This is a genomic window from Pararhodonellum marinum, assembly GCF_015354735.1.
Lineage (GTDB): Bacteria > Bacteroidota > Bacteroidia > Cytophagales > Cyclobacteriaceae > Pararhodonellum > Pararhodonellum marinum.
On record NZ_JACEFJ010000001.1, the window covers coordinates 238,075 to 257,643 of the forward strand.

A 19,569-nucleotide genomic window follows, 5' to 3' on the forward strand; every position below is an offset into this window, starting at 1 on the left:
TAAAATAATGCCGGAATTTCAAATCAAGATTTTGGTTAGGAAAGCCTCAAAATTTAGGCATTCTTGATTCAAAATAATTCTACTTCCGGAATCTAGGTTTATTTTAATTCTCAATTTACCAAAAAATACCTCAAAAATAGAAAAATTCGGATTATTTTCATGGTGGATTGAGTAATGAGAGGGTTAAAAACAATCACTTTAGAAGTTCAATCCCAACTGTTTGGGAATCAATTTAAAACTTTTTCTATGGATAGGGGTAACGCCCATTTGCATAAGTGCCCTTCGGTGTTCCTTAGTAGGATAGCCCACGTTCCTTTCCCAACCATATCCAGGATATTTAATTGCCAAAGAACTCATGATGGTATCCCGGTGAACTTTGGCCAAGATTGAAGCAGCTGCGATGGAGGCAATTTTGCTGTCTCCTTTGATGATGCAATCAAATGGAATTTTAAGGTTACTCTTGAATCGGTTACCATCAATAAGTAAGTGTTCTGGATTAACGGTAAGACTCAAAACAGCCCTTTCCATGGCCAGAAACGATGCATTTAAAATGTTGATCCGGTCGATTTCTGCAACTTCGCTTTGTGCGACTGCCCAGCTAAGTGCATGCTTTTTAATTTCTTCCGCCAACCATATTCTGTTCTCCTTGCTTAGTTTTTTGGAGTCATTGATGAACTCATTGGCATAATCCGATGGCAAAATGACTGCTGCAGCCACCACAGGCCCACATAGACAGCCCCTGCCAACCTCATCGCACCCCGCTTCAAGTCTATCAAGTTCTAAATAGGGTAGCAGCATGTTCTTTTTCTACCGGTTTTTTGTAGTATTTATGGATCATTTCTGCCACCAAGCCCGTCCAGCCGGTCTGATGTGATGCCCCGCAGCCTCTTCCATTATTACCATCAAAGTACTCATAGAAAAGGATATAGTCCTTAAAATGAGGGTCTTCCTGGAACTTTTCACAATCCGCATAGACTGGTCGCCTACCTTGCTGGTCTTTTTTGAAAATATTGATGCATCGCATCGACAACTCTCTAGCTATGATATCGATGGTGACATATTTGCCAGAGCCAGTGGGATATTCAATGGAAAAATCTCCCCCATAATAAAAGTCAAACTTTTTAAGGGATTCAATGATCAAATAATTAATGGGAAACCATATAGGACCTCTCCAGTTGGAATTTCCACCGAACATCCTGGTACTGGATTCCGCCGGTGTGTATTTAACGGTGTAGGTATCCCCGTTCATTTTCATGCTGTAAGGGTTTTTTTCGTGATACTTAGACAGTGACCTTACACCGAATTCACTCAAGAATTCACTCTCATCGAGCATTTTTTTCAATATACTTTTCATCCTGTGCCCCCTAAGCAGTGAAAACAACCTGCGCTTTTCATGGCCAGGTTGAATCCAGGATGAAACCAAGGCAGCCAATTTAGGCTTTTCTTTAAGAAAAAAGTCCAGCCTTTTTTTAAATTCCGGCAGCGATTCAAACAACTCCTCTCGAATGGGTTCCACAGCAAACAATGGAATGATACCCACAATGGAATTGACTTTCATCATTTTAGGTTCATGTCCGTTGAGATGGAAAATGTCATAGAAAAAATTCTCCTCATCGTCCCATAGGCTGATGTTTTCTCCTGAAATATTGGACATAGCTCCGGCTATATACAGGAAATGCTCCAGAAACTTAGTGGCAGTAAACTGATAAACCTTGTTGTATTCACATAAGTCTAGGGAGATTCTCAACATGTTCAGGGAAAACATGGCCATCCATGAGGTGGCATCTGCTTGTTCCAGTTTACCACTGTATTTTGCAGCATGGCTTCTGTCAAACACACTGATGTTATCCAATCCAAGAAAGCCTCCCTCAAAGATGTTTTTGCCATCATTGTCTTTTTGGTTGACCCACCAGGTAAAATTGAGCATTAATTTATGGAGTGAGCGTTCAAGAAATTCCTGATCTCCTTTTCCCCCGTTCATCTTTTTGTCAATTTGATAGACCCTTTGTACCGCATAAGCATGCACAGGAGGATTTACGTCATTGAAATTCCATTCATAAGCTGGGATTTGCCCATTAGGGTGCATGTACCACTCATTGAGTAATACCAAAAGCTGTTCCTTCGCAAAGTCCGGGTCCAGTCTGGCTAGTGGAATACAATGAAATGCCAGATCCCAGGCCGCATACCAGGGATACTCCCACTTATCTGGCATGGATATGATGTCATAATTTTGAAGGTGCCTCCAGTTGTTGTTTCTGCCTTTTTTTCTTGAAACAGGGGGGACATATCTCCCGGGGTCACCTTCCAGCCATCTTTCGACATTGTAATAGTAAAACTGTTTGCTCCAAAGCATACCGGCATACGCCTGTCTTTGAATGTTTTTTAGGTCTTTGTCATCTACCCTATCCTGCATTTCAGCATAGAACTCATCCGCATCCTGAATTCTTTTTTGGATGATTTCATTACAATCTTCCAATGGAGCACCGTTACTTTGGTGTCTCATCCGGAAGGTGACTTCCACACTTCCTTCAGCAGGGACATTCAGTTGATACAAGGCTGCTGATTTGGTGCCAAGACCATTGGGATTCAGGTTGTTTTTGCTACCGTGAACAACGAAATCATTGATAGCATCTTTAAAATATTTTTTTTGATTCTCAATGTGATATAATCTTTCCCGATTGGTCTCATTGTCACAAAAAAGCAGTTCGGGCTTTCCATCAAAAGTAAAGTGGTAGTTCCCTGATTTAGGGGAAAAAGCATTGATGGTATTTTCTCCAGTTTGGGTAAGTTGAGGCATGAAAGGTTCGTGCCCAGTAAACCAAGTCTTTCTGAACCATACCGTTGGCATTACCCAGAGAGGAGCGTCTTTTTTGCCTCTGTTATGGATGGTGGCTTTCCCTACTATGTCTTCTGTGTCGTTTTTGGCATATTCAAGGAAAATATCAAAATAGGCATTCTTGTCAAAAACCCCAGTGTCGATCAATTCATATTCTGGGTCGTTTTTGCCTCTGCGCGCATTTTCTCTGACCAGCTCTTTGTAAGGGAATGCAGTCTGGGGATACTTGTAAAGCATCTTCATGTAGCTATGTGTGGGTGTGGCGTCTAAGTAAAAATAAACTTCTTTGACGTCTTCCCCATGGTTTCCCTGATTGCCGGTAAGACCAAAAAGCCTTTCTTTGATCATTTCGTCTTTCCCATTCCAAAAGGCCCAAGCTATGCAGAGCTTTTGTTTGTGGTCACTGATCCCACCTATTCCTTCTTCTCCCCAGCGGTAAGCCTTGCTGCGAGCGTCATCATGCGTCACATTTTCCCAGGCCGAACCGTCAGGGCTATAGTCTTCACGGACCGTTCCCCATTGTCGTTCGGTAAGATAAGGGCCCCATTTTTTCCAATGTTTGACCCAATCACGGTCTTCCTTAAGCCTTTCTCTTTCTACGTTCATCTTCAATAATCGGGGTTAAGCAATTCCGAATTTACAATATTTATCAGAAGTTAAACTTTCTAAAACCAATTTTGATTTACAAAAACATGAAAAAAGTTTACGGAAACGATTGCATTGGTTTATTCTTGTGGAATTCGGGTGATTGCAATTTTGAAATTGGACTGGTGGAATCCCTTAAAAAACGAACTTTTGTTTCTAAAAATAAGGCTATTTCCTTAGTAAATAAGTTCAAAAAGAAAAAAACTTATGTTTTAGGAGAAAGAAACACTTTTTTGCAAGACTCCGGTTTCTTGGATTTCTTTTTGTATGGCTGTTCCAAGTAACAACTCAAATTGTCCTTCCCAATCCTTAAATACGTTATCTATCGTCCTGTTTTCATTTAAAAATGATTCGAAAAAACAAAAATCAAAGCTATCATTTGAAATTCCTGCACCGGAAACCTCTGCATCCAAAGCATTGCAAGCCTGTTCGTACTGGCCTTTGACAGGGATCATCATGGCTTGCTTTCCGAGATAAAGCGCTTCACAGATGGACTCAAAACCAGCTGTGGTTACCAATCCTTTGCACGTCGCCATTTTTTGAAGAAACAAAACGTCGTCAATGGGGTGAAAAGTGAGGTTGGGAATCGGACTGTAGGACAATTTGTGGTCTGGATGATCCCAAAAGGCTTCAACTTTTAAATCGGGATAAAGGCTGGCATACTTTAGAATTTCTTCCCCATAACCTGCATTGACCGCATAGGAGAGGTAAAAGTCTCCTTCACTGGGACAGAGCTGTTTGACTTGTTTTCTGAGGAGGGGAGGCAAAACCAAGAGTTTTTTATCTTTTGTAGTAGCCATGGGACGAAAAGACAAGGCCAGCCACTTGCTTGCACCCAAGGCCGATAAATGGGTATTCAGGATAAACAGAATTTTTTGAACAGGTCTTCCGGAAGCGAAGATAAAATCGGGGTGCTTGATCAGGTATTGATGCCCTATTACCCAAAATTTTGCTTTTGGCCGATAAAGGGCATTATAAATTCCCCCCAAAAGGTCATAAAAATTTAAGATGATATCCGGTTCATGGTGCAGCACCAATCGATGGATATGGTCCAGGCTTTTTTTGAATTTCCGCATCTGCCGCAGGTTGTGGAAGATGGTTTTACGGATCTGTATTGATTTCTGGTTTTGGTCCGCTACAAAATTGGGACTTTCCATCAGGTAGATGGGACATTGGATTTCCCGGTGGACAAATTCAGGAATCTGCCTTCTTTGGCTTTTGCCTAAGACCACCGCCAAGACCTCATGGCCTTGGTTGCTGAGCCGCTGAAACATGGAGATGGCCTGGGTCATGTGTCCACGGCCTTCCCCCTGCACGATAAACAGAAATTTCATGGGGATTAAAATCTAAAAGGGGGTAGGTCCAAGTCATCATCAAGCTTTCTAAAAGCTACAGTTCTCAGTTCTCTCGGAAATTCTTCAGTAGGCAGGTCTGTATTCCTTTTGGCAAAATCGATTTCATTGTAGTATATGAGTTGCCAGTTGCCTTCAAAATCTTCAGCAAGGGCACTCATGGTTTCCACCCAATCTCCGGAATTGAGATAGGTGATTCCATCAATATCCCGATTTTCGGCTTTATGGATGTGTCCGCATATGATGCCATCACAACCCTTGGCTCTTGCCATTTTCGCCAGTTCTTCCTCGTATTTGTCCACGTAAGAGACGGCTGATTTCACCTTTCCCTTTACATATTGGGACAGGGAATAGTAAGGAAGCCCACGTTTTCTTCTGTGGTAGTTCACCTGTCTGTTGAGCCAAAGGAGAAAAGTATAGCCCACATCACCCAAATAGGCAATCCAACGTAAGTTGGTGGTGATGCTGTCAAAGACATCTCCATGTGCGATAAAGAATTTCTTGCCATGGCTCTCATAGACCATGTCATTGAGGATGGAGAGATTACCGATCTGAAGGGGAAGGATCTGATCCAGAAAATCATCATGGTTGCCGCGAAGGTAGTAGACCTTTGTGTTGTCCCGGTCAATCATTTTGAGGATACGGTTGAAAAAACGGGTGTGTTTTCTTTTCCAAGAACCTGATTTTTTCAATTGCCAGCCATCAATGATATCCCCGTTGAGGATGAGATTTTCACATTGATACTGTTTGAGAAAGTGGGCTACTTCTTTGGCTTTTGAACCTTTGGTGCCCAGGTGGACGTCTGAAATGACGATGGTTTTGAAGTGAGTTTTCAATCTACCAGTTTTGTTTTAAAGATAAGCCGGCAGTATGAATTGGCAATGAACGCTATATTAACAAAATAATATTCTTTTCAATTTTGAATGGAATGACTTCACAATCCCTTAATATTGTACAGGAATTTGACCCTAAAAAGGGTGTTTTTTCAAATTTATCTTTTAAAAACAAAAAATTATCTACCTTCAATGATGTTATGGATGTCCTCTTGGTGGTAGGTAGGCGTGCCGCCTGATTTACTGGCCACCAAAGCACCCAACCCGCAGGCAAAATCCAGAAGCTCTTTGGGCTTCTTTTCATTGAGATAGCCATATACGAAGCCACCCAAAAAGGCATCCCCAGCTCCTACAGTATCTTTCACTTTTACCTTAAAACCACTATGCATGGTAATTTCACCTTTTTTGTAAATAAATGCCCCTTTACTGCCTAAGGTCACGCAGACCATCGCCAAATCAAACTGTTGCGATACTTTTTCAGCAATATGTTCCCATGAGCCTTTAAGGCCTATGTGTTCGGCCATCCAGTCTAACTCATCTTCATTGATTTTCAGAATGTTTGCTTTTTCTATTAAAGGTTTTAGATGATCCATGTCCACAAAGGGTGGCCTCAAATTGATGTCGAAAATTTTCAAAGTGTCAGTATCCAACAGGTGATGAAGTGTTTCTCTACTTGTTTCACACCTTGCTGCCAAGCTGCCAAAAATCAGCGCATCTGCCTCACTCACCGCTTCTTGTAGCCCAGGATTCCACTGAATATTGTCCCAGGCTGAAGGGGAAACGATTTCGTATTTCACATTTTGTGGATCCAGGTCATTGACAATCACGGTTCCGGTTGGGTGTTGGGGATCTTTTTGTATCAAGCTGAGGTCAACAGGGAATGTACGGATAAAGTCAAGCAATTGACTTCCCTTAGCATCATTTCCAACCGATGAAATCATTTTTACACTCAGTCCCAGCTGAGAAAGGTGAAGGGCTACGTTCATAGGGGCACCTCCTGGTACCTCCCTGTTAGGAAAGCAGTCCCAAAGCATTTCGCCGTAACAGATGACTTTTTTAAGCATGGCTTTTCTTTAAATCCTGTTGAATCTCTTCCAGGGACCTTCCCTTGGTCTCGGGCATTTTAAAGATTACCCACAGCAGCTGTAGGATCATCATCACCCCGAAAAAGGCAAAAATACTGCTTGGACCAAAAGTATTTGCAAAGAACGGAAACACATTGGTGATGACTGCAGCCAAGATCCAATGGGTAAAGCAGCCCAAAGATTGACCAAAAGCCCGGAGTTCATTGGGAAAAATTTCTGAAATAAACACCCAGATGACAGAACCTTGTCCGATGGCATGAGAGGCAATGAAGAAAAAGACAAAATAAGGGAGCACCGAGGTGGGAATCCCTCCTCCAAAAAAGGTATAGGAAATCAGGCTCAGGGAAATGATGTAGCCAATTGATCCAATGTACATCAGGGTTTTCCTACCCGCCTTGTCAATAAGATATAGTCCAAACATGGTGGCCACCAAGTTTATCGCGCCAATGCCAATCGTGGAAAGTAGGGCATTTTCTGTACTGATTCCGGCCATTTCAAATATCCTTGGGGCAAAGTAAATGATGGCGTTGATGCCAGAAAGCTGGTTAAACAAGGCTATCAAGATGGCCATTGCCGTGATCTTGAAGTACTTTTTGTGAAAAAGAGCACCAAATCCCACGGCTACTTTCATGAGTTTCTTTTCCTCCATGGCAAGCCTTATTGCCTCGTCCACTCCTTCAGGGTCTGTTCGAGTAAGAATGATTCGGGCATTCTCAAAATCATCTTTTTTGGCAATCAGCCATCTTGGACTTTTCGGTAATTTAATGCTTAAAGCTGTGTAAATCAAAGCAGGAATAGCTTCTACACCCAGCATCCAGCGCCAACTTTCCTGAAAAGAGCCCATTTCAATCAGGTAATTGGAAAAATAGGCCATCAATATGCCGAAGACAATGTTGAATTGATACAAGGCCACCAAGACCCCCCGATTCTTGGCGGGTGCGATTTCACTGATATACATGGGGGCCACAACAGATGAGGCGCCTACTCCCAGTCCACCGATAAACCTTGAAAACATAAATGTGTAGACTTCCGGTGCCATGGCTGAGCCCAAGGCGGAGACAGAGTACAGTATCCCTATCCACAATAGGGTGTTTTTTCTGCCATATTTGTTGGCTGGGATGCCGGCAAACAATGCCCCTATTACAGTCCCATACAACGCTATGGCAATCGCCAGTCCATGTTCTAGGTCACTTAAGTTCCAGACGGTCTGTATGTAACGTTCCGCACCAGAAATCACAGCAGTATCAAATCCAAAAAGAAAACCACCAAGGGCCGCTACAATGGAAAGAAAAATGACATAAGATTTGTTGTTCATGGAAGGTTGAATTGGGTATAATCGTTAAATCTAAGGAGTTTGACTAAGAATAAAAATTATTTTATTTTGTTATCTTACTGATCAACCATCCATTTATTTCCTTTATGACACATTTATTGAACAGAAGCACCTTCGGATCTAAAGAAAATTCCGGAAATGTCATGAGCGAAGCCTCTGCCATGGAATTGCTTCAGGATTGGGTCAAAAATGAAAAGCTTATTTTTCACATGAAGCAAGTAGGCCACCTCATGAAAACATATGCATCCTCTAAAGGCTATGATGTGGAGGAGCAACACAAATGGTTTTTGGCGGGATTGCTCCATGATGCGGATTGGGATCAATGGCCCGATGAACACTGCCGCATTATCATTGAAGAATTGGAGGAAAGAAGACTGGATCCGACCATTATACAGGCAATTGCCAGTCATGGTCCTGATTATTTTGGAGTGGAACCCCAAACCGAAATGGATAAAATGTTGTATGCATTTGATGAATTGTCAGGATTTGTACATGCTTATTCCTTGATGCGCCCCACGGGATATGATGGCATGGAGGTAAAGGGAGTCAAAAAAAGGCTTAAAGACAAAAGTTTTGCAGCCCAGGTAAGCCGTGATGACATTACAGACGGCAGTGAACGGGCCAAGATACCGCTGGATGAATTGATTCAATTCGTGATCTATCATCAGCTGCGGTAAAGGCGGGGAACTATTTGAAATGACTTATCTAAATAAAAAAGGGGCTATTCACCCCTTTCTTCTTCTTCATTTTCATATACCTGCACCTCACTCAGAGGTTTGAGATTCTCTGGTATCGGCGGGTTCAATTCTTCGTCCTTTTCGTAAGGAAACACCTCTACAATTGGGCTTTCGTTTACGTCCGGCACCCTAAAGGTCACAAGCATGTTGTTCAGACTCTCGTAAATCCTTTCAAAGGCTTCCTTTACATCATGGGCAGTAACCAACATGTACTGCGTGACCTTTTTTTCTTTGCCACTGTCTGCATCCTCTACGATATAGGTGATTTTACATTTGTGCCAAATGTCCACATCCTCATAGAAAAATACATCCACGATGTTGCTTTTGCTGATATTGGTGACCTGAAAATCACCCCTGATCACTGATCCCAACATGTCATAAATCCGGGCTTCAGCTTCGGTAAATGAAACGGCATCAATCAAATACTGCTCAGAAACATTTTTGAGCAAACCCTGCTCATTTTCTTTGGCATATTTTACCTTACATAAAAACCAAACTCTCATACATCCATCTTTTAATTTTGAGTCACGAAGGTAAGGTGAAAAGGCTAAAGGCCCAATGGATTTTATTGAAAATTGCAGGAAAACCAGGTTTGGATTTTTTTGATAAAATGTTATCCTTCCCGTAAAATTGGCGTATATTAATTCCCGAATAAACAGCCTATGTGGAATAAGATATTTTTTAGTTTTCCAATTCAATTGTTATTGCTTCACCTCAGGAAAAACATTGCCTTGGTAGGGATTTGGGTCCTGTTGACGGTGACAGTCATGCAGGGATTTGGCAGGGTGCTAGGTATTCCGTATCTGTTTTTAGATCCCGAATACCTCAATGAAGTGTCCTGGTTGGGATTTTTCCTGATGGGGGTGGGACTATGTGTTTTTACCATGGCCTTTCACATGACCACCTACATGATGGATGGAGCACGGTTTAAGTTTCTGGCGGTGGTCAGGAGGCCTTTCTTGCAATTTTGCATCAACAATGGGATAATCCCTCTCTTGTTTTATATCATTTACCTTTACGCCTTCATCAGTTTTCAGCTTGATAATGACCATGAGAGCAGCTGGGTGATTTTCAGATATGTATTGGGATTCTCAGCGGGGAGTATCATCAGTTACTTACTGATGTTTCTTTATTTTGGATACAGCAATAAGGATATTTTCATTCTTTTTGCAGATTCGGTTGATAAGCAGTTGAGGAAGACCCGGATATCTCGGGTCAATGTGGTCAAAAGGTACCAGGAAAGAAAAAGGACCCGGGACAATGTTTTGTATTATCTGGATGCGAAATTAAAAGTGCATCCCGTAAGGCAAGATCTATCACGGTTTGAAAGGCATCAGTTGCTGAAGGTATTTGATCAAAATCACTTGAATCTTTTTTTGATTCAAATGGTCTTGATCATTTTTATACTGACCTTGGGATTTTTCAGGGAAAAGGTGTTTTTGCAATTTCCAGCCGCCATGAGCGCTACACTTCTGCTTGCCATTCTAACAATGGGGGTAGGAGCTGTCAGTTTTTGGTTGAGAGAATGGGCCACGCCATTGGTTTTTTTGGCTTTGATCCTATTCAACCTGGTCTCCAGTTCCCGTTTTTTAAATAGACCCCATAGTGCCTTTGGATTGGATTATGAGAGGGAACCGGCTATCTATACCATTAACCGTCTCAATGAATTGCTTCATCCAGATACCGTGTTGGAGGATTATCGGAACACCAAATCTATCTTGGACAATTGGAGAGGTAAATTCCCCAAAACACAGGCTCCAAAAATGGTTATCATTACCACAAGTGGGGGTGGGCAGCGGGCGGCCCTTTGGACCATGAATGTGCTTCAACAGGCCCATATAGCCACAGAAGGAAAATTTTTCAACCACACCCAATTGATTTCTGGGGCATCGGGAGGCTTGATAGGGGCTGCTTTTTTTAGGGAATTGTATTTGCAGGCCCAGTCTGATAGCTCCATTGACCTGACTTCCAAGACCTACCTTGACCAGATTTCTTCCGATAACCTCAATCCCATTATATTCACACTTTTGGTCAATGATTTATTGATCCGGAACCAGTATTTTGAATACAATGGGAGAAGGTATCTTCAGGACAGGGGCTTTGCATTCGAAAATCAACTCAACCTCAATACCAAGGGGGTTTTGGACAAACCCCTGAAAGCCTATGAAGAACCTGAAAGGAACGCATTGATTCCCATGCTTCCAATCACCCCGATGATAGTCAATGATGGTCGAAAATTATTCATCAGCCCACATTCTATGAGTTATATGGGTATTTCTATCCACCGATATCTGGGGAGCAGTGAGAAAAGCCAAGCCATTGACTTCAAACGTTTTTTTGACGAGCATGATGCAGACAACCTTAGGTTTATCAGTGCCCTTCGAATGGGTGCTACCTTTCCATTTATCACACCTAATATTCAACTGCCCTCCAATCCTCAAATGGAAGTCATGGATGCGGGTTTGTCCGATAATTTCGGAGTAAAGGATGCCAGCAGGTTTATGTACATATTTAGGGATTGGATCAAAGCAAATACCTCAGGAGTGATTTTGATCACCATAAGGGATTCAGAAAAGTTTACAGAAATCGAAGAGAAATCGCCACCCACTTTAATAGAAAAGATAGTTACTCCACTCAAGAACATTTATGCAAACTGGGATAAGGTTCAGACCTTAGACAATGAAATTCTTTATAATTTCATGCATGATGCGATAGGAGTACCATTGGCAAGGGTTGAGTTTGAATACGATACCCGTGATTATCTTGAATCCGATTCCGACACTGGAGAGGTGAACTTAAATGTAATGGATTTAGAAATACAGCGGGCCTCCCTAAACTGGCGGTTGACTGCCAAGGAGAAAAGAAGCATTCTAGATAATATCAATAGCAAGCCAAACAGACGATCCATGCAGAAGTTGATGGATCTTTTCAGCCATGAGCACTAGTCTACACCTACGGAGGCTTCAAATTGATTGAGGGCCTCCTGATTGCCTACCACATAGACAATGTCGCCAAGTTTCAATTTGGTATGTCCATGAATATCAGAAAAAATCACTCCGTTTCTTTTGATCGCCACAATGTTGACTCCGGTCTCTTGTCTAAGGTGGATATCTTTCAAGGGTTTTTCTATATATGGCCCAATGTCTCTTTCAATTTTGAAGCTCACAAAATTGATTTCTGGAATATCTAAATGAAACTTGTCTTTACCATCAGAAGACGTCGACCTGAACATTCCATAGTTCCCGGATCTAACTTCCTCAGTGAACTCCATGATTTCGTCTTTAGGAACCAGGTATTTGCTCAATACCCTGGTGAAAATTTCTATACTGGTTTCAAATTCTTCCGGAATGACTTCATCTGCCCCAAGCTTCTTGTTGGCCTCCATCTCATTGACATATCGAGTTCTGACGATGATGTAGGTGTTCTTTGTAAAATGCCGAATTTGAGCAATGATTCCTTTGGTGGCATCATTGTTTGAAATGGCGATCACCGCTACCCTAGCTTTGTGGATATTCACCGCTTCTAAGACAGTCTCATTGGCTGCATCACCATAAATGATAGGTTCTCCATTAGCAGATTCCTCCCTGACAGTTTCAGGATTCATTTCTATAATGACATACTGAATGTTTGCCTTTTTGGCAGCTTTCGCAAGATTCCGTCCATTCAAGCCATAGCCGATGATGACCAAGTGGTCACTGGGTTCATCTTTATCCAAGTTGATCAATTCTGAAGTCTGACTATCCTTTACTTTGGGTTTTAGTTTATCCGGTAGGGGGAGGTTCAGCATTTTGTAGGAAAGGCTTTCTCTTTTTTTGATGACAAATGGAGTCACAGCCATGGTAAGAATGGAGATAGCCAAGAAATATTGATACGTGTTGTTGTCCAGTAAATCATACCGTAAACCTTCTTTGGCTAGCAACAATGAAAATTCACCGACTTGAAAGATTGAAAAGCCGACCACAAAAGCATCCTTCAGACTGGATTGTATGGACCTGACCGCAAAAGTGATAATGGAGAACTTCACGATAAAAGTCAGCAAAGTCAATCCAATAATTATGACTAGGTGATTGATAAGGAAGGTGACATCAAACAGCATCCCGACAGATACAAAGAAAAAGCTAAGGAAAACTTCCCTGAAAGGAAGGATCTTGCCAGTAGCATGGTGGCTGTAATCCGATTCACTGATGATGAGTCCAGCCAAAAATGCCCCCAAACCAAGAGACAAGCCCAACAAGGAAGTCACGAAGGCCACCGCAAAACAGATGACAATGACACTCAACAAAAACAGTTCCTGATTTCTGGTTTTGACAACCCTGTAGAGCAATACAGGAATGATGTATTTGGCAAATACAATGGTCAATAGTATGACCAATCCTCCTTTTAAAGCAAGATACAAAAGCGAAAGTGCAATATTGTCTGTCTCACCAGCCAGCATAGGGGTAAAAAGCATCAATGGAACAATGATCACGTCCTGAAAAATAAGGATGGCAAGAGTTGTCCTACCTGAAATGGTGTTCACTTCTCCCGCTTCCTGTAGTAATTTTAGTACGATTGCTGTGCTACTTAAGGCAAACAAAAAGCCAAAAAACACCGCTATATTCCAATTGAATCCAAAGAAATAAGAGATAATTGTGGTAACAAGAATGGTCAATACTACCTGCAAAGAACCTCCGATAAAAACAGCTTTTTTGATGGCCAACAGGTTTTTCAATGAAAATTCCATTCCGATCACAAACAAAAGGAGGATTACCCCAATCTCGGACAAAACATCCACTGCGGTAGAGGCTGTTACCAACTGTAATCCATAGGGACCTGCAATGGCCCCAGTAAATAAATATCCTATGATCGTAGGCAATTTGAGCCGCATAAAAAGCAGGATCACCAACATGGCTAGCCCAAAGATCACGACGATATCGGATAACAAAGGCAATTCAGCGACTGCTAGGATCATGGAAAACATAAAATTAGATGGAATTTTGTTCGTTAGACTTTCGGCTAAATTACAACATGATATTCAAAAGACCTGAATGTATTATTGATGGAGTTAATAAGCGAAACCAAATCGCTTGTAAATGAAATGCATCAGCCAGGCTGGGCCGATGAGTAAAAATTGCAGGTCTTTCAGGAAAGAAGGTTTTTTTCCTTCGATTTTATGTCCGTAAAATTGAAAAATCCATGCAATCACAAAAATGGCCAAACTTACTATCCATAAGGGAATGGGAGACAGGATGTGGATCAAGTTTGCAATTGCCAAACATAGTGAAGCAAATAAAAACATACCTAAAGCCAATGGAGGGGAGAGGAAAGCATAATAAACCAAAACTATCGCCAAGGCCAAAGTAGCCCAATTGGCCAAATTGCCCATTACAGGTTCTAATGCGACCAAAGGTCCTTGTGGAATACTGAATACCAGACCTACGATGCTGAAAAAAATAGCCGGAACACAGATCCAGTGGATGGTTTTATTGGTGGGATTCTGATGGCTAACCCCGTATTCTGCCAATAGTTGGTCAATTTTCCTCATGGCGGTATGTCCTATTTTCAAAGATTTCTAAAGCGTTTGTCTTCGGATTCAGCGGATAATTTAGTAAATAGACCCGAAATTTTATCGAATAACTTAAAAAAGATGCTAAGCTATTGGGAAAAAAAGAACTTTCGGGAAGTCGATTTTTTAGTGATAGGCGCAGGCATAGTCGGGCTGTCCACAGCCCTGCAGTACAAAGCCAAGTTTCCGAAAAATAGTGTATTGGTTTTGGAAAGGGGCCTTTTTCCCAGTGGAGCAAGTACTAAAAACGCTGGTTTTGCTTGTTTTGGTAGCTTATCGGAAATCGCCGATGACCTTATTCATATGACAGAAAGTGAGGTTTTGAATCTGGTTTGGCGGAGATTTGAGGGCTTGAAGGAGATCAAGGCAATTTTTGGAAAGGAGGCCTTGGATTTTCAAATACATGGTGGATTTGAACTGTTGAGGGATGAAGAAATAAAATACCTAAAGGAAATTCCCAGGATTAATGAATTGCTACTGCCGATATTTAAAGAGCCTGTTTTTGGCCTTGAAAAAAGGAAGGAAAGATTTGGGTTTGGCCCTTCTGTTCTATCCATGGTAGCCAACAGGTTTGAAGGCCAATTGGATCCTGGCAGATTTATCCAGGTATTATGGGAAAAATGTCAGGCTGCGCAGGTGAAAATACTAACTGGGGCAGAGGTGGTGGAATTGAGCAAGGAACCTATTGAAGTGAAGGTAAATGCTAACTCATCCCAAGGACAAGTTTCTTTTTGTGCAGAGGCCATGGCCATCTGTACCAATGCCTTTGCAAATTCCCTGATTCCAGAATTGAATTTAAATCCAGGCAGGGGAATGATTATGTTGAGCAAGCCCATAGATAATTTCCCATGGCAAGGTACATTTCATCTTGACAGAGGTTATGTTTACTTCCGAAATATTGATGGCAGACTTTTGTTGGGTGGGGGTAGAAATGTGGATTTTAGCGGAGAGTCCACTACGGCGTTTGGGATTTCATCCAAGATCAAAGAATATCTGATTCAACTCGCTGATACAGTGATTTTTCCGGGCAAGTCGGTAGCGTTTGAGATGGATTGGTCCGGTATTATGGCTTTTGGAGAAAGCAAAATTCCAATTGTTAAAATGATCAAACCAAATGTGGGGGTGGCTGTGCGCTTAGGAGGAATGGGTGTTGCGGTAGGTTGGCAGGTAGCCAAAGAGCTTGTAAAGGAATTTGATTCCCTTTAAATAAAAATTATTACTAAATTCGGATTTTACTTAATCTTTTGATAACAACCCATGGGTTCTAAACACCGTACGCCTACGCTTACAGAAGCTTTATTTCCAATCGTCTTCCTCATTGCCTTATTGGCCATCAACATCAATGTTTTCGGTACTGATGGCTTATCAGGTTCCAATCAAATGGTACTGATCATTTCATCGGCGGTGGCAGGCTTGGTCGCTGTTTTCCGTTTGAACATCAAATGGGAACACCTTCAGGATGGCATAGTCAATAGCATAAGTTCGGCTATGTCCAGTATTTTGATCCTTCTTTTGATTGGTGCGCTGGCAGGTACCTGGTTATTGAGTGGCATAGTACCTGCCATGATTTATTATGGACTTCAGATCCTGAATCCTACCATATTCCTGATTGCTGCCTGTATCGTAAGTGCAATAGTTTCTATTGCCACCGGCAGTAGCTGGACTACGGTAGCTACGGTGGGCGTAGCACTATTGGGAATAGGTAAGGCCTTGGGTTTTGAAGAAGGGATCATTGCAGGGGCCATCATCTCGGGCGCTTATTTCGGGGATAAAATGTCACCCTTGTCCGATACTACCAATCTTGCGCCAGCCATGGCTGGAACCGATCTTTTCACACATATTCGGCACATGGCCAAAACTACCATACCTTCCATCATTATTGCTCTGCTTATTTTTGGAGTATGGGGGTTTGTCAGTGGGGCGGTAGGTTCTGTGGTTCAAGTCAAAGAAATTTCTTCCATTATCGTTGAAAATTTCGAGATCAATGGCTGGTTGTTTTTGGTTCCTCTTGTGGTTTTGGTCATGATTTTCAAAAAAGTCCCAGCCGTACCTGCCCTTTTGACAGGGGCCTTGTTGGGAGGGTTGTTTGCGATCATTTTTCAACCGGAAATCATTCAAAGACTAGCAGGAAATACGGGGAAAGGATTTGCTTACAATGCATTTATGGTGGTCATGCAATCCCTTTATGGGGAAACAAGCATAATTACTTCCAATGATGTGGTCAATGAATTGTTGGTGACCGGTGGAATGAGAGGCATGCTGAATACCATCTGGCTGATTATTTGTGCGATGGTGTTTGGGGGAATAATGGAGGAAAGTGGCATGCTGAAAGTCATTGCCCAGGCCATCATCCGTAAAGTCCATTCTGTTGGTTCTCTGATTGCTTCCACTGCGGCAACTTGTATGTTTTTCAACGTCACCACGTCTGACCAATATTTGGCCATTTTGGTTCCCGGAAGAATGTTTGCAGATATTTATCAGAAAAAGGGACTGAAGGGCGAAAATCTCAGCCGGACACTCGAAGACAGTGCCACGGTGACTTCCGTCTTGATCCCATGGAATACCTGTGGAGCCACGCAAGCCTCAGTCCTTGGAGTCGCCACCCTGACCTATGCACCTTATTGTTTTTTTAACATCATCAGTCCATTTATGACGATCCTGTTCGGCTATCTTAACCTGGGAATCAACTACTATTCCCAAGAGGAAATGGAAGAAATCAAAAAAGAACTTGCGGTATGATTCAGAAAAGGATTACCAAACCGGAAGTCAACGAATTGCCTTTGGGACAATTTGAAGGTCCCATAGAATTGGTTGAAACCTCAAATCAACTGTTTGAGGCAGTAAAAGAACTAAGCAAAGAAAAGTTCATCGGTTTTGATACTGAGACAAGGCCTTCATTTAAAAAAGGAGTGATTCATGAGGTCGCACTGCTTCAGTTGGCCACAGAGGAAAGAGCTTTTCTCTTTCGACTCAATCAGATGGGTTTTCCTGAGCAAATCCGGCAAATACTGGAAGACCGCAGTATTGTAAAAATCGGCGCGGCTGTAAGGGATGACTTGAAAGCACTTAAAAAATTGAAACCTCAATTTCATCCCAATGCTTTTTTTGACCTCAACGAAGAATTAAAAAAAATAGGATTTCACAATGTAGGTGTCAGAAATTTAAGTGCAATGGTACTGAAAATCAGGATTTCCAAATCTGAACAAGTTTCCAATTGGGAGGCAGAAAAACTGAGCAAAAAGCAGGAAGTCTATGCTGCCACTGATGCATGGGCCTGCCTCGAGGTCTTCTACGCACTCAGAGCAGAAGGCTATCTGGAGGAACTTCTCCATGATTTGAAAAAGTAACGGAGGCTATATTGGATAACCGAGCTTTAATCTGTTCCATTGAGCTTTTTCGAATATTCAGAGTCATGCTACAGGTGATTTCGAATTTTTGTTGAATAATTTCAAGTCCTTCGTCTTTGGTGATTTTCATGATTTCATTCATATCCGGGTACTCGAAGTTGAATGATAGACGAAGTGTTTCTACCGCTTCTACAATTTCATTTGCCAAAATCGTCTCAAGTGCCGCCTGTCTGTAAGCCTGTATCAATCCGCCCACTCCCAATTTGGTGCCCCCAAAATACCTGACCACCACAATCAATACCTGAGTCAGTTCGAATGATTTGATTTGCCCTAAAATAGGATCGCCTGCTGAGTGGTTAGGCTCGCCATCATCATTGGCTCTATAAACTACATGGTCTTTGCCAAGCAGGTAGGCATAGCAGTGGTGGTGTGCATCGTGGTATTTTTTTCTCAGATGGCCAAGTTTTTCTTTGACGTCCTCCTCATCTTTGACTGGATAGGCAAAACCTAAAAATTTACTTCCTCTTTCTTTGTGGCTGCTTTCTGAGTTGTTTTTGAGGGTCAAATAGGTGTCCGTTTCCATTTTTTTTGGTAATGTTAAAACTGTAAGTCCTAAGGCAAATATAAAAATGAGGAAATTAATATAGATACTCCCAAATAAGTGAGATGCCTATTCTCTTGGCTTTTTTGACCGTTTTCCCAAAAAGGTCTGGATCTCGGCTTTTTGAAATAAGGTAGGTTCAAAATTAGTAAGCACTGAATGTATTGATCAAATGACAATTGGGAAGCAAATATTCATAATTTTTTACCAAAACCCCTTATTTTCTTGGCCAATATGAATTTTTTGAGAATAATCTAGAAGCAATGTTAAGTTTAAGTGAAATATCAGTTGATGCTGATACATTTTATTTATTTTCGACCTGCAATAGCCATAGACCTCAATGACTAAGAAGTACAGTTTTTTTTGGGAGCCAGCCCATTGGAGCGGGCACGATTACTTTTTGCATGATCAGAAGATTGATCAGGAGAATAAATATTATTGTGCAAGATTATTCAAGGATAAAAAGTTGAAAATCACCTTGTATTTAGCCATCAGAAACGATGAGGCCATTTCCCTTCCAGCAGCCCCATTTGGCGGTTTCTGGATTGACAAAAAAGTCTCCTCAGAGTATTTTCAATACTTTGTGGATTTAATTCTAAAGGAACTCAGCCTATTGAAAATTCGATGTTTTAGCTTAGTTCAAGCCCCAAAGCCTTATCAAGAAAACGATGAAATGATTCACTATGTGCTTTATAGGATGGGTTTTGAATTAAGTCAGATCCTCTTGCATCAATTTATCCATGACAGAAAATACATCAAAGGATATGTGGCAGACCATCAACTGAAATTCGGTAGAAAGCTTAAGAAACTAAGCTGGGAATTGCAGGTAGGGCAAATTAAAAACCTGAATTTTCTACAGGAAATCCATAAATGGAGGGCACTGAGACAGCATGACTACTCAGTGCAGGAGGAACAACTCATCCATCAAATCAGCACTTATCCTGACCGGCATTTCCTGATAACTTTGGCCTCTGTTAAGGAACCTTTCGCCCATGTACTTTGTGTCAAACTGACTTCCAATAGTTTATATTATTACCTACCTGCCATTAATCCTGTGGGTCAGCATTCTTTTTCCGGTGATGCTTTGATGTTTGGTGTTTTAAAACTGGCTGAAAATTTGGGTGTAGATTTCATTGACTTGGGCTCTTCGGACTTATCCACTGAAATCAACCATAACTTGATGCGGTTTAAAAGTAAGTTTGCCAACTCCGAATCCAATAAACTGTCATGGAAATTTTACTTTGATCGATAAATA

16 protein-coding genes are annotated in these 19,569 nt (G+C 41.7%); 6 read left to right on the top strand and 10 right to left on the bottom strand.

Going from position 1 to position 19,569, the window contains the following annotated elements:
• Window positions 1-198: 198 nt before the first annotated feature.
• The 6 genes from H1A14_RS01055 to H1A14_RS01080 form a co-directional block, all read right to left on the bottom strand.
• Window positions 199-798 carry a ribonuclease HII gene (locus H1A14_RS01055; protein ID WP_194774347.1) on the bottom strand — a complete coding sequence of 200 codons (600 nt, stop codon included), beginning with the start codon at window positions 796-798 and terminating at the stop codon, window positions 199-201.
• Window positions 773-3,442 (bottom strand): MGH1-like glycoside hydrolase domain-containing protein, encoded by a 2,670-nt coding sequence (locus H1A14_RS01060; protein WP_194774348.1) that lies wholly within the window; start codon window positions 3,440-3,442, stop codon window positions 773-775. Before H1A14_RS01060 ends, H1A14_RS01055 begins: the two co-directional genes overlap by 26 nt.
• A gap of 251 nt (window positions 3,443-3,693) precedes the next feature.
• Window positions 3,694-4,815: a glycosyltransferase family protein gene (locus tag H1A14_RS01065; protein WP_194774349.1), complete on the bottom strand. Its 1,122-nt coding sequence runs from the start codon at window positions 4,813-4,815 to the stop codon at window positions 3,694-3,696.
• A 5-nt stretch (window positions 4,816-4,820) separates the two neighbouring features.
• On the bottom strand, window positions 4,821-5,669 hold the full coding sequence (locus tag H1A14_RS01070; RefSeq protein ID WP_194774350.1) for a UDP-2,3-diacylglucosamine diphosphatase: 849 nt from the start codon (window positions 5,667-5,669) through the stop codon (window positions 4,821-4,823).
• A 176-nt stretch (window positions 5,670-5,845) separates the two neighbouring features.
• Window positions 5,846-6,730, bottom strand: coding sequence for a carbohydrate kinase family protein (locus H1A14_RS01075; RefSeq protein WP_194774351.1), 885 nt, complete (start codon window positions 6,728-6,730; stop codon window positions 5,846-5,848).
• Entirely contained in the window at window positions 6,723-8,078 is a 1,356-nt protein-coding gene (locus H1A14_RS01080) for a sugar porter family MFS transporter (RefSeq protein WP_317174848.1), read from the bottom strand. Before H1A14_RS01080 ends, H1A14_RS01075 begins: the two co-directional genes overlap by 8 nt.
• Before the next feature lie 92 nt (window positions 8,079-8,170).
• Here H1A14_RS01080 and H1A14_RS01085 point away from each other — a divergent pair, with 92 nt between their 5' ends.
• On the top strand, window positions 8,171-8,761 hold the full coding sequence (locus H1A14_RS01085; protein WP_194774353.1) for an HD domain-containing protein: 591 nt from the start codon (window positions 8,171-8,173) through the stop codon (window positions 8,759-8,761).
• A 44-nt stretch (window positions 8,762-8,805) separates the two neighbouring features.
• Here H1A14_RS01085 and H1A14_RS01090 read toward each other — a convergent pair whose 3' ends face one another.
• Window positions 8,806-9,324: a DUF4494 domain-containing protein gene (locus H1A14_RS01090; RefSeq protein WP_194774354.1), complete on the bottom strand. Its 519-nt coding sequence runs from the start codon at window positions 9,322-9,324 to the stop codon at window positions 8,806-8,808.
• A gap of 159 nt (window positions 9,325-9,483) precedes the next feature.
• Here H1A14_RS01090 and H1A14_RS01095 point away from each other — a divergent pair, with 159 nt between their 5' ends.
• Window positions 9,484-11,766 carry a patatin-like phospholipase family protein gene (locus tag H1A14_RS01095; protein ID WP_194774355.1) on the top strand — a complete coding sequence of 761 codons (2,283 nt, stop codon included), beginning with the start codon at window positions 9,484-9,486 and terminating at the stop codon, window positions 11,764-11,766.
• Here the strand turns inward: H1A14_RS01095 and H1A14_RS01100 are convergent.
• On the bottom strand, window positions 11,763-13,781 hold the full coding sequence (locus tag H1A14_RS01100; protein ID WP_194774356.1) for a cation:proton antiporter domain-containing protein: 2,019 nt from the start codon (window positions 13,779-13,781) through the stop codon (window positions 11,763-11,765). The genes H1A14_RS01095 and H1A14_RS01100 overlap by 4 nt on opposite strands.
• Before the next feature lie 84 nt (window positions 13,782-13,865).
• Complete coding sequence (locus H1A14_RS01105) at window positions 13,866-14,345, bottom strand: Mpo1 family 2-hydroxy fatty acid dioxygenase (RefSeq protein WP_194774850.1); 480 nt, start codon at window positions 14,343-14,345, stop codon at window positions 13,866-13,868.
• Between the two features lie 102 nt (window positions 14,346-14,447).
• Here H1A14_RS01105 and H1A14_RS01110 point away from each other — a divergent pair, with 102 nt between their 5' ends.
• The 3 genes from H1A14_RS01110 to H1A14_RS01120 are packed head-to-tail and all read left to right on the top strand — an operon-like array spanning window position 14,448 to window position 17,713.
• On the top strand, window positions 14,448-15,572 hold the full coding sequence (locus H1A14_RS01110) for an NAD(P)/FAD-dependent oxidoreductase (RefSeq protein WP_194774357.1): 1,125 nt from the start codon (window positions 14,448-14,450) through the stop codon (window positions 15,570-15,572).
• Between the two features lie 51 nt (window positions 15,573-15,623).
• Window positions 15,624-17,105: a Na+/H+ antiporter NhaC gene (gene nhaC, locus H1A14_RS01115; RefSeq protein WP_194774358.1), complete on the top strand. Its 1,482-nt coding sequence runs from the start codon at window positions 15,624-15,626 to the stop codon at window positions 17,103-17,105.
• Window positions 17,102-17,713 carry a 3'-5' exonuclease gene (locus H1A14_RS01120; RefSeq protein WP_194774359.1) on the top strand — a complete coding sequence of 204 codons (612 nt, stop codon included), beginning with the start codon at window positions 17,102-17,104 and terminating at the stop codon, window positions 17,711-17,713. Before nhaC ends, H1A14_RS01120 begins: the two co-directional genes overlap by 4 nt.
• Here the strand turns inward: H1A14_RS01120 and H1A14_RS01125 are convergent.
• Window positions 17,664-18,296: an IMPACT family protein gene (locus tag H1A14_RS01125; protein ID WP_194774360.1), complete on the bottom strand. Its 633-nt coding sequence runs from the start codon at window positions 18,294-18,296 to the stop codon at window positions 17,664-17,666. The two genes, H1A14_RS01120 and H1A14_RS01125, sit on opposite strands and share 50 nt — an antisense overlap.
• A gap of 358 nt (window positions 18,297-18,654) precedes the next feature.
• Between H1A14_RS01125 and H1A14_RS01130 the strand changes: the two genes are divergently transcribed.
• Entirely contained in the window at window positions 18,655-19,566 is a 912-nt protein-coding gene (locus tag H1A14_RS01130; RefSeq protein ID WP_194774361.1) for a GNAT family N-acetyltransferase, read from the top strand.
• The last annotated feature ends 3 nt before the right edge of the window (window positions 19,567-19,569 follow it).